Annotated in this window: 15 protein-coding genes; 4 read left to right on the forward strand and 11 right to left on the reverse strand. The window is 63.0% G+C overall.

What is annotated here, in order from left to right; translation table 11 throughout:
* Nucleotides 1–109: 109 nt before the first annotated feature.
* A complete protein-coding gene (locus tag ACLEJQ_RS03105; protein ID WP_440792129.1) occupies nucleotides 110–1,126 on the reverse strand; it encodes an AraC family transcriptional regulator in 1,017 nt (338 codons plus the stop codon).
* Between the two features lie 11 nt (nucleotides 1,127–1,137).
* Nucleotides 1,138–2,481, reverse strand: coding sequence for a CDP-diacylglycerol--serine O-phosphatidyltransferase (pssA, locus tag ACLEJQ_RS03110; RefSeq protein ID WP_440792069.1), 1,344 nt, complete (start codon nucleotides 2,479–2,481; stop codon nucleotides 1,138–1,140).
* A gap of 220 nt (nucleotides 2,482–2,701) precedes the next feature.
* Between pssA and ACLEJQ_RS03115 the strand changes: the two genes are divergently transcribed.
* Nucleotides 2,702–3,271 carry a TetR/AcrR family transcriptional regulator gene (locus ACLEJQ_RS03115; protein ID WP_440792070.1) on the forward strand — a complete coding sequence of 190 codons (570 nt, stop codon included), beginning with the start codon at nucleotides 2,702–2,704 and terminating at the stop codon, nucleotides 3,269–3,271.
* 169 nt (nucleotides 3,272–3,440) lie between these two features.
* On the opposite strand, the gene ACLEJQ_RS03120 is transcribed toward ACLEJQ_RS03115, so the two are convergent.
* A complete protein-coding gene (locus ACLEJQ_RS03120) occupies nucleotides 3,441–4,511 on the reverse strand; it encodes a M42 family peptidase (protein WP_440792072.1) in 1,071 nt (356 codons plus the stop codon).
* Nucleotides 4,512–4,734: 223 nt separating this feature from the next.
* On the opposite strand from ACLEJQ_RS03120, the gene ACLEJQ_RS03125 reads away from it, so the two are divergent.
* Nucleotides 4,735–5,136: a hypothetical protein gene (locus ACLEJQ_RS03125; RefSeq protein WP_440792074.1), complete on the forward strand. Its 402-nt coding sequence runs from the start codon at nucleotides 4,735–4,737 to the stop codon at nucleotides 5,134–5,136.
* A 35-nt stretch (nucleotides 5,137–5,171) separates the two neighbouring features.
* On the opposite strand, the gene ACLEJQ_RS03130 is transcribed toward ACLEJQ_RS03125, so the two are convergent.
* The 7 genes from ACLEJQ_RS03130 to ACLEJQ_RS03160 all read right to left on the reverse strand — a co-directional run bounded on the left by ACLEJQ_RS03130 (nucleotide 5,172) and on the right by ACLEJQ_RS03160 (nucleotide 14,974).
* Nucleotides 5,172–7,595 (reverse strand): TonB-dependent siderophore receptor, encoded by a 2,424-nt coding sequence (locus ACLEJQ_RS03130; protein WP_440792075.1) that lies wholly within the window; start codon nucleotides 7,593–7,595, stop codon nucleotides 5,172–5,174.
* Nucleotides 7,596–7,662: 67 nt separating this feature from the next.
* The gene (locus ACLEJQ_RS03135; protein WP_440792077.1) at nucleotides 7,663–8,610 is read right to left on the reverse strand and encodes a FecR family protein; all 948 of its coding nucleotides are present in this window, start codon (nucleotides 8,608–8,610) and stop codon (nucleotides 7,663–7,665) included.
* Nucleotides 8,607–9,116 carry a sigma-70 family RNA polymerase sigma factor gene (locus tag ACLEJQ_RS03140; RefSeq protein ID WP_440792079.1) on the reverse strand — a complete coding sequence of 170 codons (510 nt, stop codon included), beginning with the start codon at nucleotides 9,114–9,116 and terminating at the stop codon, nucleotides 8,607–8,609. Before ACLEJQ_RS03140 ends, ACLEJQ_RS03135 begins: the two co-directional genes overlap by 4 nt.
* Nucleotides 9,117–9,309: 193 nt before the next feature.
* Entirely contained in the window at nucleotides 9,310–9,750 is a 441-nt protein-coding gene (locus ACLEJQ_RS03145; RefSeq protein WP_440792081.1) for a CBS domain-containing protein, read from the reverse strand.
* Nucleotides 9,751–9,927: 177 nt separating this feature from the next.
* Nucleotides 9,928–10,314 carry a nitrite reductase small subunit NirD gene (gene nirD, locus ACLEJQ_RS03150; RefSeq protein ID WP_440792083.1) on the reverse strand — a complete coding sequence of 129 codons (387 nt, stop codon included), beginning with the start codon at nucleotides 10,312–10,314 and terminating at the stop codon, nucleotides 9,928–9,930.
* The gene (gene nirB, locus ACLEJQ_RS03155) at nucleotides 10,314–12,875 is read right to left on the reverse strand and encodes a nitrite reductase large subunit NirB (RefSeq protein ID WP_440792084.1); all 2,562 of its coding nucleotides are present in this window, start codon (nucleotides 12,873–12,875) and stop codon (nucleotides 10,314–10,316) included. Before nirB ends, nirD begins: the two co-directional genes overlap by 1 nt.
* Before the next feature lie 536 nt (nucleotides 12,876–13,411).
* Nucleotides 13,412–14,974: a L,D-transpeptidase family protein gene (locus ACLEJQ_RS03160; protein WP_440792085.1), complete on the reverse strand. Its 1,563-nt coding sequence runs from the start codon at nucleotides 14,972–14,974 to the stop codon at nucleotides 13,412–13,414.
* A gap of 162 nt (nucleotides 14,975–15,136) precedes the next feature.
* On the opposite strand from ACLEJQ_RS03160, the gene ACLEJQ_RS03165 reads away from it, so the two are divergent.
* Both ACLEJQ_RS03165 and ACLEJQ_RS03170 read left to right on the forward strand, forming a co-directional pair.
* Nucleotides 15,137–15,814, forward strand: coding sequence for a murein L,D-transpeptidase catalytic domain family protein (locus tag ACLEJQ_RS03165; protein ID WP_440792131.1), 678 nt, complete (start codon nucleotides 15,137–15,139; stop codon nucleotides 15,812–15,814).
* 161 nt (nucleotides 15,815–15,975) lie between these two features.
* Nucleotides 15,976–16,932, forward strand: a complete 957-nt coding sequence (locus tag ACLEJQ_RS03170) for a class I SAM-dependent methyltransferase (protein WP_440792087.1) — start codon at nucleotides 15,976–15,978, stop codon at nucleotides 16,930–16,932.
* Here ACLEJQ_RS03170 and ACLEJQ_RS03175 read toward each other — a convergent pair.
* The gene (locus ACLEJQ_RS03175; protein WP_440792089.1) at nucleotides 16,901–22,018 is read right to left on the reverse strand and encodes a dermonecrotic toxin domain-containing protein; all 5,118 of its coding nucleotides are present in this window, start codon (nucleotides 22,016–22,018) and stop codon (nucleotides 16,901–16,903) included. The two genes, ACLEJQ_RS03170 and ACLEJQ_RS03175, sit on opposite strands and share 32 nt — an antisense overlap.
* Between the last annotated feature and the right edge of the window lie 52 nt (nucleotides 22,019–22,070).

The following is a 22,070-nucleotide window of genomic DNA, read 5'->3' on the forward strand; positions in this document are numbered from 1 at the left end:
GACCATCCGGCTTTCGCCAGTTCTCCCAGACTTTTATCAAGGAAAAATGACGGTTTTATGAGCGTCTGGTGAGGCTCGCCGAGATTGACCCAGCGAACCGCTCACGGGGTCAGTTCAGGTCGTTGAGAATCAGGCTGCGATAATGGCCCGGGTTGGACCCGGACCACTTGCGAAACGCCTTGTAGAACGAACTGGCATCGGCAAAGCCCAGGCGCGCGGCAATCTCGACGAAGCTGATGGTCGGTTCGGCCAGCCAGGCAATTGCCAGCTCCTTGCGCACGCTGTCCTTGAGGCCCTGGTAGGTCTGGCCCTCCTCCGCCAGGCGCCGGCGCAGAGTCGACGCGGAGACGCACAGCTGCTGCGCCAATGCTTCGGTTTCCGGCCATTGTTCGGCGGGCAGTTGTCGCAAATCGTGGCGGATACGGCTGGCAAGGCTCTGCGGATTGCGGTATTTGACCAGGATATTGGCCGGAGCCTGGGCCAGGAAGCGCTTGAGTTCGTCCGCATTGCGCCGGATGGGCAGATCCAGGAAGTCGGCTGCCAGGATCATCCGCGTCCGGGAGCGTCCAAAACGCAGATTCTGCGAAAACATCACCCGGTAGTCATCGCAGAAATCCGGCTCGGCACAGCGCAGTTCAACGGACAGGATCGGAATGCGCCGCCCGGCCAGCCAGCACGCCACGCCGTGCACGATCATCCAGTAGGTGAAATAGGTGAAGGCCCGACGCGGCGCTTGGTCATCTTCCAGCAAGACGATTTCCGCCAGGCTCTGCTGGCGAGTGCACTGGGCCGGCAGGTGTTCAAGCATCAGCGACAGGAAGCCCAGCCCGGCCTTCAATCCTGCCGCCAGTGTCGGCTGGGCCATGGCGCACTGGCAGAAAAACGCCAGGCTGCCGGACTTGAGCTTGCGCGGGTCCATGCCGAAGAACTCGTCATCGTTACGCCGGGCCAGCAAGCGCCACAGCCGCGCATAGGCATGGGCCGGAACCCGGGCCTGGGGATCGGCGAGCAATGCCGGGTCGATGCCGACCTTGCTCAGCACCTCATCGGTGGCCGCCCCGGCGGTGCAGCTTTGCAGCAGCGCCTCGCGCACCAACTGCACAGAGATGGTGTCTTTTTTCGCCATCGCCTGAGTGTTCACAGGATCCGGTAAAGCAACCGCTCGATCCGGACCCGGCTGACCCGTTTGAGAAACTTGGCCACGGCCGCGGGATAGTCCGGCAGGGTTTCCAGGTCCAGGTAACGCTCGATCCGGCGCGTATGACGATAGATCTGCTCAAGCTCGGTCCGACGCGGTTCCAGCAGCTCGCCCTTGGGATCGTCCAGCAACAGGGCGTTTTCCAGGTCGAGCCGGAAAGCTCGCGGATTGAGGTTGTTGCCGGTCAGCAAGGTGTAGCGCTCGTCGACCCACATGCCCTTGAGGTGATAGCTGTTGTCGCCGTCACGCCACAGGTGCAGGTTCAATTGGCCGTTGTCGATGTAGCGCTGATGCCGCTTGGCGAAGCGTCGCAGGCTGATCTCATACAGGTAGGGTAGCGCGGCGATGATCTTGAACGGCTCGCTCGGTGGAATGAAGAAATCGTTGGCGGTCTTGTCGCCGACAATGATGTCGATCTTCACCCCCCGCGCCAGGGCGCGGTTGAGCTCGCGGGTCACTGCCAACGGCAGGTTGAAATACGGCGTGCAGATGGTCAGTTGCTGGCGACTGCTGGCGATCAATTCGCCGATCACCCGGCTCAACGGGTTGTTCTTGCCCACGCCCAGCAACGGGCTTACCGACAGGCCGCTCTTGTCGAGGCTACCGGCCGTGGTGTCGTAGGCCGCGTACTTGAGGCGACTGCGCAGGTCGCCGATGTCCTTGCGCAGGCTGCGGGTGGTCGGCAGGTTCGGCAGGTCCAGGCGATGCACGGCCTTGGACGCGACCAGGCCATGTTGCACCAGGTGCTGCATGGAATCGGCCAGCGCGGCATTTTGCAGCAGGTGGTAGCGGTCGTAGCGGTATTTCTCGAACTTGTGCAGGTAGACGTTATTCAGGCTGGCGCCGCTGTACAGCACGCAATCGTCGATCACGAAGCCTTTCAAATGCAGCACGCCAAACAGCTCGCGGGTCTGCACCGGCACACCGTAGATCGGCACTTCGCTGGCGTGCAGGCGCGTCTGCTCCTGGTACCAGGCCGAGTTGCCCGGCTGCTTCTTGGCACCAATCAGCCCGCGCTGGGCGCGCAGCCAGTCCACCACCACGACCACGTCGAGCTCCGGACGCGCGGCTTTGGCAGCGTGCAGCGCGTCTAGAATTTCCTGGCCCGCTTCATCCTGTTGCAGGTACAGGGCGACGATGTAGATGCGTTGGGTGGCCTGGGCGATCTTCTCCAGCAGGCAACGACGAAATTCCGCAGCGCCATCGAGGATGGTCACCGCCTCGGGGGTCAGTGCAAAGCTGCGCAGCTTGGGCAGCAGGGAGCGTTTGAAAAGCGACGGCATAGGGCTCGCAGTAGGTCGATTCCGAAGAGCGAATGAGCTTACACCATGGCGGGCGGGTTTTGGACAACTTGCACTTTTCTATTCTGTGAGCGCATGGCTTGCCCGCGATGGCGCCCCGAAGAGTCGGATCGCGGGCGAGCCATGCGCCCACAGGAACGCAACCGGGAATCAAGAGAAAATTGACTTGACCAAGAAGAATGATCGTTCTACTGTCCGCCCCATGAACGAGATCATTGGTAATGAAACCCGAGACATCATCCTCGATGTCGCCGAGAAACTGATCTATCGGAGTGGCATCGCCGCCACGGGCATGGATCTTCTGGTGAAGACCGCCGGCGTCTCCAGGAAAAGTGTCTATCGCTACTTCGCCAACAAGGACGAGTTGATCGTGGCCGCTCTCCAGCGGCGGGACGAACGCTGGATGCACTGGTTCAGCACCGAAGTCGACAAGGCGCCAACGCCCAGGGCTCGCTTGTTCAACCTGTTCACCGTGCTCAAGGGCTGGTTCGAGAGTGAAGGTTTTCGCGGCTGTGCGTTTATCAATACCAGCGGCGAGACGGGAGATCCCCAGGATCCGGTGCGCCAGCTGGCGAAGCTGCATAAACAGAAGCTGCTCGACTATGTGACCCGGCTGTGCCTCGAACAAAGTGTCCAGAACCCGCAGGCACTGGCCCGGCAACTGTTGGTCCTGATCGATGGCGCGATTACCGTTGCCTTGGTCATGGGTGACCACGGCGCAGCCGACGACGCCCGGGATGTACTTGAAAGACTGTTGCCGCCGGATAGGTAAGACACAAGACCGCCGAATCGCTGTGCCATGCCGGTCAAGCGAAGGGAACGCAAGTTCCACTGGCCCAGGGCCGCCGACCGGATAATCATCCTGGGATTCCGAGTTGGGCTTGTAAGCCCTTGTGGCCAGGGAACTTGCTCGCGATGACGGCGGGGAGCGATCCGCTCCCTCAGCCCCCTTCCCGATTGATCAGAAACTCCAGCAGCGTCTGGGCGCAGGCCTCGATGCTGCCTTCCAGGATCAGCTCATACCCATGGGTGTTCTCGGTCGGGATCGCAATGCATCCGCCTTGAGCCGATATCCCGCTGCCCATGACGGCGCTGGCGTCGCTGGCGAAGTCCACCAGCAGGGCGAATTGCGGTGACAGCCCGCAACGCTGGCCGGCGCGGTACAACTGGTCGACGATTTGGCGGCTGTAGCAACCGTCCTGGTCGCCGGTGTTGATGATCGGGTCGACGCACAGCCGGGTGCCGTATTCCTGGACGACCGGCCCGACCTCGACGGCGACGGTCACCTCGCCCGGCAGATGTCCCGCTGCGTACAGGGCGCCGGCATTGGACTCTTCTTCCTGGGTGGTAAAGACGAAATACACGTCACCCTCCAGTTCGGCCCGCCGTTCGGCCAACAATGCGGCGGCCTGCAAGGTGGCGACCATCGGTGCGCGATCATCCAGGAAGTGTGCGGCAATGGCATCATTGACCCGAAACGGCCGGCGCCAGTGCTGGCTCAACACCACCCGCGTTCCAGGCCGCACGCCATGCTGGTGCAGTTGTTCGGCTGAACAGCGGGTGATCACATGGACATCTTCCCAGTGCACATTCCCGGACAGCACGTCCGCGCCCTGGTGGGTTTCATCCGTGCTGTGCATGGAGCCGAACGACAGCACACCGGGGATGAAATCCCGATCTCCCAGGATGTCCACCGGGCACATGCCGAAATTCACCGGGTTGGCCCCGCCCAGCGCGACGACCCGCAATGTACCGTCAGGCTCGACGCGCTTGACCAGCATGGCGATTTCATCAAGGTGGGCCATGACCCTGACGGGGCCAGTGGATTTTCCGGCGCTGCCTGAGCCCTTGATCAGGCCAATGACGTTGCCGGCCGGATCGATCCAGGTCTGGTCACAGAGGGGTTCGAGTTCACGCAGGCAAAGCGTGCGCACTTCATCTTCCTGCCCGCCCGGCCCGCGGGCCATCAGCAGCTCTTCCAACAGTGGCAAGGTCGAGGGATTGACTGGCATTGAGGCTCCTCTTGTTTGTCGGGCACACGTCCCGCTTGCCTTATTGAACCGGTCTGCCAGCATAAATTTGATCGAATCGTCGGATCAGCGGACGAGCGGACCGCACCGGCGGCAGACCGCTGGCCGTCGGACGGGGTTGACCGACGTGCGGCCAGGCATCACATTGCCTGGGCCGGCGATCCGCTCAGCGCCGGTTTCGTTGTGTTGCAGACTTGTGGAGCCTATGACCGCATCGATCCCGATCCGCCCCCCCTGCCCGCCCGGTGTCTGCGACTGCCGGCGTGACGAGTTGCTGCAGACCCCGGGCAGCGACCTGCGCATCCTTTGCCTGAATCGTCAGGAAGAAAAACGCTTGCTCGAACGGCTGGAGAACATCCAGAGCCTGGATGAACTCCAACGGTTGCAGCAGCGCCTGTACGAAAACCTGGGTGTTCGCCTGAGCATCGAGCCCGGCTACAACGAAGTACGAACCATGCGCGGCATCGCCATCGAGTTCCAGGAGCAACCCGGCCTGTGCCGCAAAATCCGTCAGTCGATCCCCGGCGCTATCCGGCGCGGGCTGGAAAAACGTCCGCAAATCGCCTGGCGCCTGCTGGACGCCCACGACCTGTTCCGCGACATCTGAATTCAAGCAGCTCCGTCCTTGGAGCAGCCTCGCGACTAGAAGTCGACGGTGGCTGAAAGCAGGTAGGTGCGCGGAGTCGACAATGTCAGGCCCGGCTCGCTGTCATCCGATGCGCCAGCTGAACTCCAGTAGCGCTTGTCCGCAACGTTCTCGACATTGGCCCGCAGGGTGACGGTCTTTTCGTCGACCTTGAAGGCGTAGCGTGCCCCCACATCCAGGCGCACCCAGGAATCGATTTCCTTGTCGTTGGATTGATCCAGGTATTGCGAGCTGGAATAAATGCCTCGGCTGGTCAGGGTTACACCTTGCAAGTTGGGTACGTCCCATTCGGCGCCGAGGTTGACGTTGTATTTCGGCGTGGCCGGCGCCCGGTTGCCATCGAAGGCGCCGCCGGTGGTGTCGGTCAGCTCACTGTCAATGAACATCACGCCGCCCAGCAGGCGCGTGCCCTTGAGCGGCTCGCCGAACATGCTCAGTTCCACGCCGGTGTTCTCGCGCTTGCCGTTCGGGCCGAAGACCCGGGTGGTCGCGTCGGTCGCATAGGCCGGCTGCTTGATCCGGAACACTGCGCCAGTCACTGCGAACGCACCGGCATCATACTTGGCCCCCACCTCCACCTGACGGCTGATGAACGGCGGGAAGATTTCGTCTTCGTTCACCGAGGTCGATGGCGCGATCTTGCCCTGGCTCAGGCCTTCCATGTAGTTGGCGTACAGCGACAGCTTGTCGGTGGCCTTGAACAGGATGCCGCCCGACGGCGAAACCTTTTCTTCATCGTAGGCCGTGTCGCCTTTGACATTGTTGGTCCAGTCATCGACCTTCACCCGCTGCCAGCGCGCGCCGAGGGTCAGCAACAGCCGGTCCTCGAACAGCCCCAGGGTGTCAGACAGCGCCACGCCGCTGAAGCGGTTCTCGGTGTAGACCTTGTCGTCCTGTCGCGTCGGGTTGCTTGGCGTCGGCGTCTGCACCGGGTCATACAGGTTGCTGCGACCGTTGGCATAACGGGCCCCGCCGTTCTCGAAATCCATGTAGAAATAACTGGCCGCCAGGTTCACCTCATGGCTCACCGGGCCGGTATGGAACCAGTTGCGCACGCCGGCCGTGGCCGTGCGGACATTTTCCTCGCGGGTGAAGTCACGGGGCTGCACGGTAAAATCACCGGCATTGTTGGTGACCGAAACGTTATGCCGCAGGAAATCGTGGTCGCTTTTGCGTGCCCCCACGCCACCGTAGAGCATGACCGAGTCACTGACGTCGAACTCCGCATCGAACGTGCCGAAGGTATCCTTGGTCCGGGCCTTGCTCCAGGCCTGGGCGTAGTTGCGGCGCACGTCGCTGGCGTGGGGCACTTGCGCGTTGGCCCCTACCTGCACCCGCTCCTGGGGCGCGTCGGTGTCGCGCTCGGTGTGGCCGATGTCGGTCGAAAGCCGCAGCCGTTCACCGCGAAAATCCAGGCCCAGCACCGCCATGTCACGGTCCACGCTCTGATGATCCCACTCGGTGTCTCCGGATTGCTTCACGCCGTTGAAACGGATACCAAATTGATCCCCTTCGCCAAAGCGCCGGCCCACATCCACCGCGCCACCCAGCTGGTTGTTCGAGGCATAGCTACCGGTGAACGACGTGATGGGCTTGTCGGTGGCGCGCTTGGGCACCACGTTGATCCCGCCGCCAACGCTGCCCCGTGGCGAGATGCCGTTGATGAGCTGGGTCGGTCCCTTGAGGATGTCGACGCGCTCGGCCATCTCCATGTCGATCGTATAGGTCGGCAGGATGCCGTAGAGACCGTTGTAGGCGACATCACTGTTGAACAGGCTGAAACCACGGATGGTGAACTGCTCATAACGCCCGCCCGCCGGGTTGGTGGCGCGCACCGAAGGATCGCTGGCAATCAGATCACCCAGGGTCCGCGCCTGTTGATTCTTGACCGTTTCACGGGTGTAGGTGGTCATGCTGAACGGCGTTTCCATGAAATCCCGTGAGCCGAGCAGGCCTTGCGAACCACGACGGGCAACCTGGCCGCCGGCGTACGCTTCAGTGTCCGCCGAGTCGGTGGCGCCGACAATCGAGGTGGGTGCCAATTGCAGGCTGCCGCGCTCCGGTACCGGGGTCAGGATGTACGCCTGCTCCCCCACGGCTTGCAATTGCAGGCCGGAACCCTGCAACAACTGGGCAAAGCCCTCCTCTACGCCATACTCCCCCGACAATCCGGCGCTGTTGCGACCGCTCACCAGCGCCGGGTCCACCGACAGGTTGACGCCCGCCAGCCCGGCAAATCGGGTCAACGCCGCGCCAAGGTTCCCGGCCGGCACCTGATAGCTGCGCCGGGCGGACTCTTCGGCCTGGCTGGTGGGAATGAACAACAGGCTGGCACTCAGCCCCATTGCAAGACTCAGGTTCAACAGCGGACGCCAGCCGGCCAGGGCTGGGCGAAAACGCAAAGGTATTGCTGCGGACATTGAAAGGCGCTCTCGTTTTAGTGCAGTTGCCTTGAATGACCGGCGAGACGAAAAAAAGGGACAACACTCAGGCGACATTTTTGCGAAGAGTCAGGGTGACCCAGTACGGGGTGCGCATGTGCACCTCCACCGGCAGACTGGCCGACAGCAGCGCGAGGATGCGATCGGTGTTTGCCAGTCGAAAACTGCCTGTGACGCGCAAGGGCTCCAAGGCATCATCCCAGCGCAGCACGCCCCTGCGATAACGACCCAATTCCCGCAGGAAAGTCCCCAGCGGTTGGTCGTGCGCCACAAGCACGCCGTCCCGCCAGCCCAACTGCGCGACATCGAAGCGGGCAAGCGCACCCGCGCCCGTGGTCTGTACACTGACCTGTTGGCCCACCTCGAGTCCCAGCAAGGGCCCGCGCAAGGGTTGCAGTTGCGCCGAGCCGCTGATCACCGATATTCGGCAACTCCGGTCACCCAGGCGCAGACAGACCTCGCCACGGCTGACCGTGACCAGCCCGTAAGGCATTTGAATGGACAGCGGCGCGGCGCCGTCGACGTTGAGGGCCATCTCTCCTTGCACCAGCACCAGACGCCGGGCCTTGAGGTCCAGGTTCAATGCACTGTCGGTGTTGAGTTGCACCGCACTGCCGTCGGGCAACGTCCACCGCCGTTGTTCACCGGTGGCGGTGTGCAGGTCGGCGCGCCAGACTTGCAACGGCAACTCTCGGCCCAGGAACCAGGCGGTCGGCACCAACGCGGCGGCGCCCAGGGCACGCTTGAGCACCGTACGCCGCGCCAGCGCCGGGCGATCCAGCGTCGCCATGCCCAACGAGGCGGGAATGCCGACGAATCGTTGGCGCAGCTGCTGGGCCTTTTGCCAGGCAGCCTCGTGGTGCGCATGACTGTCGCGCCAATGCTGTAAGGCCGCCGGGTCGAACTCATCGCCGCCGGACTCCATCAGGATCAACCAACGCGCCGCGGCCCTGGCCGTGTCGCGGGCTTCCGGGGTGGGTGCCGGGCGGCTCATAGGTCCACCAAGAGACAATGCTCGTAGGCCTGAGCCATGTAGCGCTTGATGGTGCGTTCGCTGAGCTGCATGCGCTCACCGATCTCGCGATACCCCAGGCCCTCGAGCTGACTCCACAAAAAGGCCCGCCGCACCAAGGGTGGCAGGCCGTCGAGAAGTTCGTCCAGTGCGTGCAGGGTTTCCAGCAACAACCAACGCTGCTCGGGCGACGGCATGCACGCCTCGGGCAGGCTCGCCAGGGCATCGAGATAGGCCTGCTCCAGGTTGCGCCGGGTGTAGAAGTTGCTCAGCAGGCGCTTGCCGATGGTCAGTAGGTAGGCCCGCGGTTCCTGCAAGTCGGCCAGGGTCTGGGAACTGGCGAGCACGCGCAGGAACGTATCCTGGCGCAGATCCGCGGCATCCCAGGCGTTACCCATGCGTCGACGCAACCAACCTTCCAGCCAACCACCGTGGTCACGGTACAACGCATCGAGGGAGTGCTCCGTTGGCGTCACTGCATCACTCATGTCTGGAAGCCTGCGCAAGGTCTTTAATGAGAGTGATTCTAATTAATACATGAGAGCAGTTCCAGGGTATTGGTGTGATGCGGTTCTTTTAAGGGTTGAACGATGATTGCGAGGGGGTCTGCTTCGCAGCCCAGCGGGAGCAAGCTCCCTCGCCACAGGGGAAGCGCACTCAGTATTGGGTGATATGCACAGATCAATGTCCGCGAATGTAATGCTCAAGCTGACGAATCAGGTCGGCCTGTTCGACGATGGCCTGTTTCACCAGGTCGCCGATGGACAACAGTCCGATCAGTTGCCCGTTATCCAGCACCGGCAGATGCCGCAGGTGACTGTCGGTCATGACTTCCATGCAGCGCTCGATACTCTGCTGGCTGTCGGCGGTGATCACCGGCGTGTTCATGATCGTGCGTACTGGCGTACCTATCGAAGAGCGTCCGTGCAAGACCATTTTGCGTGCGTAATCGCGCTCGCTGAACACCCCTACCACTTGGCCATCTTCGATCACCGGCAGCGCGCCGACATTTTTCTCGGCCATGATCTGCAAGGCTTCCAGCACCGTCTGCTGCGGACCGATGCTGTGGACCTGCTGGTTCTGCACACTTTTGAGTTTCACCAGTTGCGCGGCGGTTTTCATTGCTAATCCCCAGCTTCAGTTAACAGAACAACAGCACACACGTGATTCCTGTGGCGAGGGAGCTTGTCCCGCTCGGCCGAGTTGGCGCACCAGTGCGCAGCGCCCGCAGGGTTTTGGGGCCGCTTCGCAGCCCAGCGGGAGCAAGCTCCCTCGCCACAAAAGCCGGTCGCGCAAGCATCAGTCTTCGCCGATTTCAACCACATCCCCATTCAACCGCACCGGCCAGGTCCGCAGGCTCTGCTCCGGATATTCCAGGCAATGGCCGTCTTCGAGGCGAAAATGCTGCTTGTACATCGGCGAGGCAATTACCAGCTCACCCTTGATACTGCCCAACAGGCCACGCCCGATCACGTTCGCGCCGGACTTGGGGTCGCGGTTGTCGATGGCGTACAGCGGCTTGTCCTCTTGCTCGGGCAGATACAGCAGCGCGACCTGGCTGCCGTCGTGCCAGGCGACCACACCGGAGTTGGGAACCAGGTCCTCCCGACTGCACAGGGCACGCCACTGGATCGGCTGCCGGGCAGCATCGCGGATGGGCATGCGAACGACGTTTGACTGGCTCATCAGAGCACCTCCTCGGTAACGGGAATCAGGTGGAGTTCGCCGGCGTGTACCGGCCGACGCTGGCCGCGCTCACGGACGAAATAAACATCGGGATCGCCACGCCCGTCGTTGACGAAGGTACGGAAACGCTTGAGCTTTTCCGGATCCTTGAGGGCGTTGGCCCACTCACATTCGTAGCGATCGACCACCAGCTGCATCTGGGCTTCGAGTTCGGCTGCCAGGCCCAGGCTGTCGTCGATGATCACTTGCTTGAGGTAATCCAGGCCGCCTTCCAGGCTTTCGCGCCAGACCGAGGTACGCTGCAACTTGTCGGCGGTGCGGATGTAGAACATCAGGAAGCGGTCGATGTAGCGGATCAGGGTTTGGTCATCCAGGTCGGTGGCGAACAGCTCGGCGTGACGCGGACGCATGCCGCCGTTGCCGGCGATATAGAGGTTCCAACCCTTCTCGGTCGCGATCACGCCGACGTCCTTGCTCTGGGCCTCGGCGCATTCACGGGTGCAACCGGACACCGCGAACTTGAGCTTGTGCGGAGAACGCAGGCCCTTGTAGCGATCCTCGAGGGTCAGCGCCATTTGCACACTGTCCTGCACGCCATAACGGCACCAGGTGCTGCCCACGCAGGACTTCACGGTACGGGTGGACTTGCCATAGGCGTGCCCCGTTTCGAACCCGGCCTCGATCAGCTCGGACCAGATATCCGGCAACTGATGCAACTGGGCGCCGAACAGGTCGATGCGTTGGCCGCCGGTGATCTTGGTGTACAGGTCGTATTTCTTCGCGACCACGCCGATGGCGATCAGCTTTTCGGCAGTGATTTCCCCGCCAGCGATACGCGGCACCACCGAATAGGTGCCGTTTTTCTGCATGTTCGCCATGAACGTATCGTTGGTGTCCTGCAACGGCACCAGGGACGGGTCCATGATCGGCTGGTTCCAGCACGACGCCAGGATCGAGCCCACCGCCGGTTTGCACAAATCGCAGCCGGTGTGTCCGCGGCCGTGCTTGGCCAGCAGTTCCTCAAAACTGATGATGCCTTCCACTCGGACCAGGGCGTACAACTCCTGGCGGGTGTAAGCGAAGTGTTCGCACAGGCTTTTATCGACGGTGACGCCACGGGCACTCAATTCGTGCTCGAACACCTGCTTGACCAGCGCCGCACACCCGCCGCAACCGGTGCCGGCCTTGGTATCGCACTTGAGCTGGCCCAGATCGGTGCAGCCGCTATCGATGGCCGAGCAGATCGAGCCCTTGGTGACGTTGTGGCAGGAGCAGATGGTAGCGGCGGCCGGCAGCGCTGCCGGGCCCAGGGTCGGCGCACCTTCGGAGGACGGCAGGATCAGGCTGGCGGCGTCCTTGGGCAGGGCAATCGCATTCTGCATGTACTGCAACAAGGTGTCGTAGTAGCTGTTGTCGCCTACCAGCACGGCGCCGATCACACGTTTGCCGTCGGCGTCCACCACCAGGCGCCGGTAACTGGCGCTGGTTTCATCGATGAACTGGAAGCTGCGCGAGCCCGGCGTATTGCCGTGGGCGTCGCCGATGGAGCCGACGTCCACACCCAGCAACTTGAGCTTGGTGGACATGTCTGCGCCGGTAAACGCCTGGCCAGGCTCGCCACACAGGCGCGCCGCGACGTCGCGGGCCATCTGGTAACCCGGTGCAACCAGCCCGAAGACACTGCCGTTCCAGGCAGCACACTCGCCGATGGCGTAGATGTCCGGATCGCTGGTCTGGCAATGGTCATCGATGACCACGCCACCACGCGGGCCGATCTGAAGATGACACTGGCGAGCCAGCGCATCCTGCGGGCGGATACCGGCGGAGAACACGATGAGGTCGGTTTCAAGAAAGTCGTCGTTACCGAAATTCATCCGGTAGCGGTACTCCTCGCCGGCGGTGATGGACTGGGTGCCCTTGGACAGGTGCACGCCGACGCCGAGCTGCTCGATGCGTGCCTTGAGCGCCAGGCCGCCCTGGACGTCCAATTGTACCGGCATCAGCCGCGGGGCAAATTCCACCACATGGGCTTCCAGGCCGAGGGACTTGAGGGCGTTGGCCGCCTCCAGGCCCAACAGGCCGCCGCCGACCACCACGCCACGGCTCGCATGGCAGGCGGCAGCACGGATAGCATCGAGGTCTTCAAGGGTGCGGTAGACCAGGCACGAATCACCCTCGGCGCCTTCGATCGGCGGCACGAAGGGATAGGATCCCGTGGCGAGCACCAATTTGTCGTAGCCGATGCGATCACCTTCGATGACCACCTGGCGGGCCTGCCGGTCAATTTCCAGCACTGGTACGCTCAGGTGCAAGGTGACGCCTGGGGTCTGGTACAACGACGCATCGCCCAGGGCCAGGGATTCGGCATCGCGTCCGGAGAAATACTCGGACAAATGCACGCGGTCATAGGCACGCATCGGCTCTTCGCTGAACACGTGCAAGCGGTAGTGATCAAGGGCGCCGCGCTCGATCAATTGTTCGACACAGTGATGGCCGACCATGCCATTGCCGATCACGATCAGCGTTTGCAGCTTGTTCAGAGAAGCAACGTTGGATTTCATAAAAGCACCCGACAAAAGCCCATCACGATTTTTGAAAGCAAAAAAAAGACGCCTGAAACCTTGCGGTTCCAGGCGTCTTTGCCTGTTCTGTGCGGTAACGATCCGGCGACTGCGCCCTGACCTACCGTTGTTCCCCGGCCTTCTGGCGCTCGATCTTCGTTGACCGACGGGGTGCCCACTCGACTGCGTTCACGGCGGGCCTGCACAGGCTCTTGCAGTGAGCGTGCCAAACCGGCACAACCCTCTTGTCGCCCGCCTCTTCAGTACCATCGAAACCCTGTGGGAGCGGGCCCGCTCGCGAAAACGTCGATCACAACAACGCCCGTGCCTGCGATCCCCAGGCACCGACAATTGCCTTCCTCTGGTGCGATCCCCTGCCCCTGGCTTCATAAAAGTGCAGCCGTGCGGGCCAGCGCAGAACCCGCTTCAACCAGAACCCATGTGGGAGCGAGCCTGCTCGCGATTGCGGTGGCCCAATTTGCAGGAGTGTCGAATGTACGAATGCTTTCGCGAGCAGGCGCGCTCCCACCCATCCCTCAAAGCGCCCGCCCGCGGGCAGCGGACAGTGCGCCATCGCGCCCATAGATGTCAGGGATATACACCGCCTGGCCCTGGTCATCCGCCTGCACGGTCCAGTAGCCGAGCAGGATCGGCACCGGCTTGGCCAGCCTGAATTCATGAGTCGATTCAGAGGCCAGCAAGGTGTCGGTGCGCGCACGCTCGGCCGGGCTCACCAGCAGGTCGCGCAAGTGCATGACCTGTTCGATCCGTACGCAGCCTGAGCTGAACGCCCGCGGGCCTTTGCTGAACAACGCCTGGCTCGGCGTATCGTGCAGGTACACCGAAAACGGGTTGGGGAAGCGGATCGCCATTTTGCCCAACGGGTTCTTCGGCCCTGGATCCTGGCGCAACATCAGGTCACCCGGATGCTCCCAATCGACATCCGCAGCGGTCAGCGGCAGGCCGTCACGGTCGAGGATCCTCAGGTTCTGCCGGGCGAGAAACTCCGGATCACGGCGGATCTCCGGCAGTTTGTCTTCACGCATGATGGTCGGAGGAATGGTCCACGTCGGGTTGAGAGTCAGCCGCGTGACCTGGGATTTGAGCAAGGGCGTCTGCCGCTGCGCGCGTCCCACCTGGGTTCGGGTTTGCCAGACCGGCGCACCGCCCTGGTAGACCGTGAGTTGGGCCGCAGCCACGTTGACCAGGACGCTGTCGGCTTCCAGGTCCTGGGCCAGCCAGCGCATGCGCTCCAGGTTGATGCGCAACTGCTCGCGGCGCGTGGCGGGGCTGACATTCAACTCTGTCACCGTCCACGGCCCCACCACACCATCGGCCTGTAGCGAATGCTGGAGCTGGAAGCTCTTCATCGCCTCCACCAGCACCGGGCTGTAATGTTCGTCGGTGTCCGTCGGCGCTGCGCTCAAGTAACCTTCGTCGAACAGGCGCCGGGCCAGGGCCGGCACGCGAGCGTCCTGTTTGTCCGGTTGTAGCAGCGGCCCGCCCGGCACCGGCTGCCAGTCGGATAGCGGTTGCTGCCGCAAGCTGGCATAGAGGCTGCGTAAGTTGCGATACAACGCCAGTTGCGGTCTGGCCTGCTCGAAGGCGGCCGCCAGGTCTTGCACACCCGGCCCGGCAATCGCCAGGACCTCGGCCTGACGGTCCCGAGGTTGTGGGTTGGCCTTCCATACCGGCTCCAGGCGGTCCTGGGGCAGGTACCCGAAACGCAGCTCGTACAACGCTTGCAGGTAGCGCTGGCTGATGGCGATGTCGATGCAGTGAGCGGATTGGCCGCCACCTCCGACCGGCAAGCGGTAGCGCCTCGGATCCAACCCGTCATCGGCCAGTTGCTGCAACTGGGCTGTTAATGCGGCGAGTCGTTCGTCGTCGGACCAGATGTCCTGGCCTGCGTTTTGCTCATAGAACGCCTGCAAGTTGATCATCGTCGGAAAGTCGACGCCCGCCGCGACTTCCGGGCATGCGACCGACAATTGCCCCAGCGTGGTTTGCACCAGCGCCGGGTCGCCATCCTCGGCTGTGGCGACCAATGGCGCAGTGAGCAATAAAAGGCTCAGGTAACATGCGGACTTTTTGAACAACTGCTTTACTCCAATCCATGGCCGTCTCGTTGACGGGCAATTTTGCGACAGGTACGACCCGCCATCATGCAAACGAACTACACCGGACGGGATGCCGCTAACCAACACCACCGTGGGAATTTTTCATCCGTACTGAGGGCTTTGCGCCAACTCTGCCTGGTCATGACCGGGCTGGGCGCGGTGTGCAGCCCGGCGTTGGCTGACAAGGCAAATTCTCAGCTCTACAACAGCCTCGCCCACGCGGCGCCGGAACTCAATCCCCAGGCGCTCAAAAGTGCCCTGAGCGCGATGCAATGCGCAGTCGCCAACGGCGCGGCCCAGGCCCGTCACCTCGCGGTCATCGACTACTCGCAACCGTCCACGGCCCGCCGGCTATGGATCTTCGACCTGCGCCAGAAGAAGCTGGTGTTGCGTGACCTGGTGGCCCACGGGCAGAAGTCCGGGGAAAATTTCGCCACCCAGTTCTCCAATCGCCTGGGCAGCTACCAGTCCAGCCTGGGCCTGTTCCGCACCCAGGAAAGCTATCAGGGCACCCACGGCTATTCGTTGCGCATGGACGGTCTGGAGCCGGGTTTCAATGACCAGGCCCGGGACCGCGCCATCGTGATCCATGCCGCTGACTACGTGAATCCGTTGTGGAGCGCGCGCCAGGGCCGGATCGGGCGCAGCCAGGGTTGCCCGGCCGTGCGTCCTCAGGTGGCACGCCAGGTCATCGACAGACTGAAGGGTGGCCAGTTCATGTTTTCCTGGTATCCAGACCCGGGCTGGCTCAAGCGCTCGGCCTATCTGAACTGCCGGCCGCAGCAGGTGGCGAGCATTTTGGCTAGCAGTGGTGGCTAGAGTTGGGGGGCAGAGTCGGTGCGTGGCTGCACTTCTCGGGGCCGCTATGCGGCCCAACGGGGATAAATCCCCTCGCCACAGGGATCGCGTCTGATCATCAGGATTGCACCTGATCGGGCAGTGGTTAAAATGCCGGCCTTTCGAATCGCCGGCCTTACCTGATGAACCCTCAAGCGCTCCAGACCCTGCAGACTCATTTGCTCACAGCCCTGGCGTCCCCGCCGCAGGAGACTCGCCGCTTGTTTCACGGGCGTGGCCGCTGCTGGCCGGGGCTGGAGCAAATCACCGTCGACTGGCTGCAAGGCATCGTGCTGGTGTCGCTGTTCAAGGAACCGGAGCAGGCGCAATTGGATGATTTGCTCGCGACACTGCTCGCGCTCGGCGCTTCATCCGCCTGGAAAAACAGCGGCGCCCATGCCCTCGCCGTGCAACACCGCTACCTGCCCCAGAGCCTCACCCAATGGCTGGTGGGCGAGCCCATCGACGAATGGACCCTGACCGAAGGTGGCCTGCGCTACCGGATTGACCTGGGCAAGAAGCAGAACAACGGCCTGTTCCTGGATATGCGCTATGGCCGCGACTGGGTGCGCGCCAACGCCGAAGGCAAACGCGTGCTGAATCTGTTTGCCTACACCTGCGGTTTCTCGGTGGCTGCCATCGCCGGCGGTGCACGGCACGTGGTCAACCTGGACATGTCCCGCGCCGCCCTGAGCCGAGGCCGGGACAATCATCGGCTCAACGGCCACGACCTGAGCCAGGTGAGTTTCCTTGGGCACGATCTGTTCAAGTCCTGGGGCAAAGTGATCAACAGCGGTCCCTACGACCTGGTGATCATCGATCCGCCGACCTTCCAGAAAGGCAGTTTCCTGCTGACCAAGGATTACCAGCGGGTGCTGCGTCGGCTGCCGGAATTGCTGACGGCCCAGGGCATTCTCCTGGCCTGCAGCAATGACCCGGCGACCGGCCCGGACTTTCTCATCGATGGCGTGACCCGTGAGGCCCCGGGGCTGGCCTTCGTGGAACGCTTGGCCAACCCACCGGAATTCCCGGACATCGACAGTCAATGCGGTTTGAAAGCGCTGGTATTCAAAGCGGCAGCACCGGCCACCAGGCATTGACCAGGCCAGTGGTGACCCGACGCACCAGCGCCTCGACTTCCCGGCTCTTGACCGAACGATAGATGGCCATGGTCCGGCGCAGTTGGTCTTCGGTGAGGGTCACTGGCTGGCCCGAGGTCCAGTCCACATCCGCCACGGCTTCGAGCCTGACCCGACGCCAGACAGTTTGCCCGTCCTCCATGATCGATTCCCAGGCACTGGGCAAGTCGGCGTCCGGATGCGCCAGATTGTCCAGCATGACCTGGGGCCATCGCGACGGATTCACAGGACCACTGAAGGCATCCACCAGATCGTCATCGACCGTTTCCCAGCGCGCCAGTCCTTCGGACCAATCCCTGGACATCAATCCCAGGTAGGGTCGCCAGGTCATTTCGCCGATGCGCGGGTCCTGGTCGTTGCTATTGAAGCTGTCCTGGGCATCGCTGAGCCAGTCGGTGAACGCGTCGCGGGTCATGTACCCCTGACGTTGCACGACGTCGGGGTAGCGTCCCGTCAGCGCCTGGTCCCAAAGGGTGTGGTGAGCGCTCAGAAAAGTCGCGAACGGCGCGCCATGTCGGGCCAGGCGAGCGTGCATCACCGACTCGAACATCAGGAAATGCATTTCCAGCTCGACCAGGTCGGGCGGCTGCCTGTCGAGACTGCGAACATGCAGACGTGCGCGCAGTTGCTGCAGTTGCTGGTCGAAGTCGCCCAACTGCGTCGGCAGCTGGGCGTAAACGTCGCGATAGTTGACGTACTGCCGCATCACGATCGCCGCTCTCTCACGGTCAGCGTACGTCAGCCCGGTCGGAGAACGGCCGTCCGCGGCCTGGATACCGGAGGAGAACCAGTCGATGAACCTGCGCATCGCGGGATCATCGCGGGCCACCTCAAGCGCCCTTTGCAAGGGAGGAGAAATGTACAGCCAGTCATCGACGCTGTAGCGGAAAGCGTCGGCCATCAAATCGCGAAGCGACATGATCTGCGCGCTGGGCAATGGATTGTCGTCGAGCCAGATCCCCAGCATGTCATCGGTCAAGCGACCCAGAGCAGGAAGCAGGTCGTCCTCGATCCGGGTGATCCGGTTTTCCCGCAGATCGACCACGAACATGTCGGAGAAGCTCTGCTCGGAATGCCTGGCCAGCACCGACAGGACCAGCGGCGGCACCCGATCCAGCCTGGACCTCGCCAGTTCCAACTCCAGCAGGTTCGCAAGCTCGGGCAACGCTGGCAAATCCCTGCAATTGTTTTCGCTCAGGCGCAGCTCCCGTAACTCCGTTGCCGTGCGCAGGAAGGCACTGCCCTCCTCATCCAGGCGCAGGCCACAACGCATCAGATTCAAGGTTCGCAAGCCCGGTACCGCAGTGGTCAGGGCTTGTAGCTGCTCGGCCGTGAAACTCAGGTTGTCGGTCCATACGACCTCACGCAGGGTCGGTAGCAAGGACAGACTGTTGATGGCCGCAAGCACCTCGGCTCTGGTCCCCGCCTCCGCGCCGCTGCTGATGCCTGACAGGTTCAGGGTCCATAAAGGAACGGGCGTTTCGCTGCCCGACAATGGCGCGAACACATTCGCGTTCAAATGCAGCGGATTGCGTCCCAATGACAGATCCACCAGTGCGGACAACTCAGCCACCGCTGCCGGGATGGCGGTGAGCTGATTGCCGTGCAGATTCAGTGCGTCGATCAGGGGAAACATTCGCAGGAAGTCCGAAGGATCTTCCATCAGGCCCGCGTTGCTCAGAATCACCGCTTCGATATGCTCGAAACGAACACTGATCGGCGGCAACCGGCCTATGGTGACGTTTTCTATTCGCAGCACCAGCTCGCTGCCTTCCCGACCCGGATCCGGTGCGCGCTGCCACGCACGACGAATTCTCCTGGCAATCAGTCGACGTTGTGCAACCAGCGTCTCGCGGTCCAGGGCCTGCTCGACCGGGTGATGGAAGCCTTCATCATCCGCCCACTGGCGCAGCTCTTCGTCCAGGGTGGCCCAGTCGCTTTCCAGGCGACCGACCAGTTCGCTGGCGCTGATGCCCAGGACTTCAGCCTGGTCGGCCAGACCTGACCTTAGTCGTTCGAGGCCATCCGCCGCGTGCGCGGGATAAAGCCGCTCAAGACGCTGATTCAAGCTGCCGATCCATTCCTGCAGCCCGAGCCGACCGCGGCCGCTGAGGGGATAGACCAGGCGTCCGTTTAACCACTGCGGTTCGGAACCAGCGCTGCCCAGGCGGCGCATCAACAGATAGGGGCGAAGGGCCTGGCGGTCGTCCAGTGCCTGAGCCAACAGCTGACTGCGGAGTCTGGCCGCCTCCCAGATGTTCAAGCCCAATGCGCGGCGGGCATCGTCCGGCATGGCTCTCAACAGGGCCTCCTCCAGGCTCAAGGCACTCGCCAGCTCTTCGCCGGTTTCGTCGAAGGGACGATACAGGTCGCCTTCCTGACGGATCACTTTCAACGGCCCGGAGTCCCCCAACTCGAGCGGGCCCGGCAGCTCGCGCAACCACAGGCGCAGATGCACGCGGCCCTTCAACCCAGGCGCCTTGGCGAGCAGGCTGATGACGATGCGATCCCGATCAAGCGTACTGTCGCCGCGCTCCAGCGCTCGCAAGGCCCGACTCAGGCGCAGCTCACGCAAGGCTTCGGCGCACTGGATGCCGAGGTTTTCAGGGACACGACCCTCCAGCAGGCGCAGTCGATCATTGCCGGCCACGTCGTGGACCAGCTCGTTGGCGATGGACTCCGGCAGGCCCGGGAACGCTCGGGCCAGGGGCACCGCCAAGGGATCGAGCTCGACAGACCTGACCATCGCCAGCGTCACCCGTTGGGCACTTTGCTCCAGACGCGCCGCCCAGCGCCCGGCCAACAGGCGACTGCGCTCCAGCGGCGGTAACCCGAGACTGTTCTGTCCCAGCAGCGCGCTTTGTTCACTGACACTCAAGCCATCCAGGATCCGCGCGGCCCACGCGTCGCTGGCAAGGTCCATTTTGCTCAGCAGGATAAATCGTGTGTCGCTGATGCTGCCCACGGGGTAAAGCGTGACACCATCGTGATAACGCAGCGTCGTGTTACGCGGCCAGCCCGGCAGCTCCGCCAGCGTCTGGACGATGCGAAAATGCTTGCCCTGGGGTGCTTCACCCCGACGCAGGCGCTCGATAGTGTGGCGTACCCATTGCCAATTCCGCGCCTCATCCAGGGCGTCGGCCAATATCGCCGGCATCGGTCGCGCCTCGACTTGCAGGTAGCGCAGATGCGACTCGCTGACGCCGACCCGACGTTGCACCGCGAGGATTGTCGTATTGTCCAGATCGGCCGGCGTCTGGGTAAAGTTGCGCAGCAGCGTCAGGTTGTCGCGCTGCATCGGGTTGCGATGGGCCCACTGCCAGCCACGGCCGCGGCTCCACTCCAGCGGCGGTGTCACGCCCCGATGCGCGGACGGCAGGCGCAGGCTGAGGTTATCCTGGGTACCCTGCACCTCGAAGTAGCGATCGTCGATGCGCACCCAGGCCTCGTCCGGGGTGCGCCAGACGCCCCAGGCATCCTGCTCGGCCTCCAGCGGTGGCAAGCGCTGCGCTTCGAAGGGGCGCACGTCGCCATTCCACAGGCGGGTGGTGCCGTCAGCCACCCGCATCGGCTCGACGGCCCCGCCGATGAAGCCCAGGTAGGCACCCTGTGCGATCCCGAACAGCACGTTGAAAATATGCTCGATGCCTTCCTGCGCGTGGCCCTCGTTGAAGGCCTGGACGCCTTCGAAGATTTCGTACACCAGCCGCACGCCACCCACCGCCGCTGCGACCATTCCGATAGGTGCGCAGAATGGAAAAAAGGTTGCGGCGAGCATCAGCGACCGCTCAACGAGCCCCTCCCAGTATTCGAGACGAGCCAACAGCGCCCGCCAGTCCTGGTCCCGGGTCGGGACCATCAACGCCGAAGCGTTGCCCAGGGTGTGCCCGCGCCACTCGTGATAGGCGGCGTGCCAGTGGTTCTCGCGAACTTCATTCAGGCCCCAGGCCACTTTCGGCGTGGGGATCCGGATGCGCCGATGATTGTCGTCCTCGCCCCGCTCGCCTTCGCGCCACCCCGTGATGCGGGCATGAATCTCCTGAAACAGATTGAGGTTGTCGACGACCTTCCACTCCACTTGATCGTGCAGGGCCGGCCCGAGGCTCGCCTGCAAACGCAGTGGCAGGTAACGCATCAGGCTCTGGCGGTAACTGCGCTTGCGGACCCGCTCGGTCAACTCCGCCGACAGCGCTTGCAAACTCGGGAACTGTTTGAGCGGGGTAACGGCATCGTGGGGCATGTGCAGGACAATCGGACGAACGCCGTTGGCGTCCCCCGCCAGCCCCCAGTACACCCGAGCGCCAAACAATGGCGCACCCAGCAGCTCCAGAGCCTTGACCTCGCAGGCCAAGGGCGCCACCGGCTGCTCTTCGAGATGGACACCGGCGTAGGCCAGCAACCGTTCGCCCGTAGTGTCCAGGCGTCCTTCCAGCTTGGCCTCGTAGGCATCGTGGAGCAGTTGGCTGCGTGCGTAGGCGATGTAGGCCTTCGCCACCCCTGGCACTTCGCCGGTGATGCGCGGCAGCTTGCGTTCAAGTATCTGCCGGTAGGCGCCGCCGATGTCCAGCTGCCGGCAAAGGCTGGCGAAACTGGCCGGGGTCATGCCCAGTGGCGCGGTGTTCGATGGCGTATCCCCTTGCTGGAACTCGCCCCGCCGCCCCTGGATGAACAGCTCGCCCCGGCTGTCGAAATCCCCGCCGGCGACGGCATCGGCCGGAGGGTAATTGCGCATGGCCGCTTCGATCACCGACAGCGAAGGATCGGTGACGTACGGGCCGCGCCGGACCCTGGCGCGCTTTATCGCGTCCGCCACACTGCCGCCGCCGTTCACCTGGCTCCAGCCCTGCAACTGCGGTTGCCCCTTGAGCCGGTCGAGGGTGAAGGCATAAGGCGCCGGCAGATCGCCTAGCAAAGCATTGAGGGCGTCGCTGTCGCGCTGCAATTGCCGGGTCAGCACCTTGAAGCGTTCCTGGCGGGGCCGTGTGGCCCTTTTCAGCCAGGCTGGCAGCCTGGCCTGGATAAAATCGATATGGGTAACGGTTGACATGATGGACCTCCTTCCTTGGGGTCTATAGAGCATCTACAACGTGAAATACGCT

The organism is Pseudomonas sp. SMV71, assembly GCF_052042015.1.
GTDB lineage: Bacteria > Pseudomonadota > Gammaproteobacteria > Pseudomonadales > Pseudomonadaceae > Aquipseudomonas.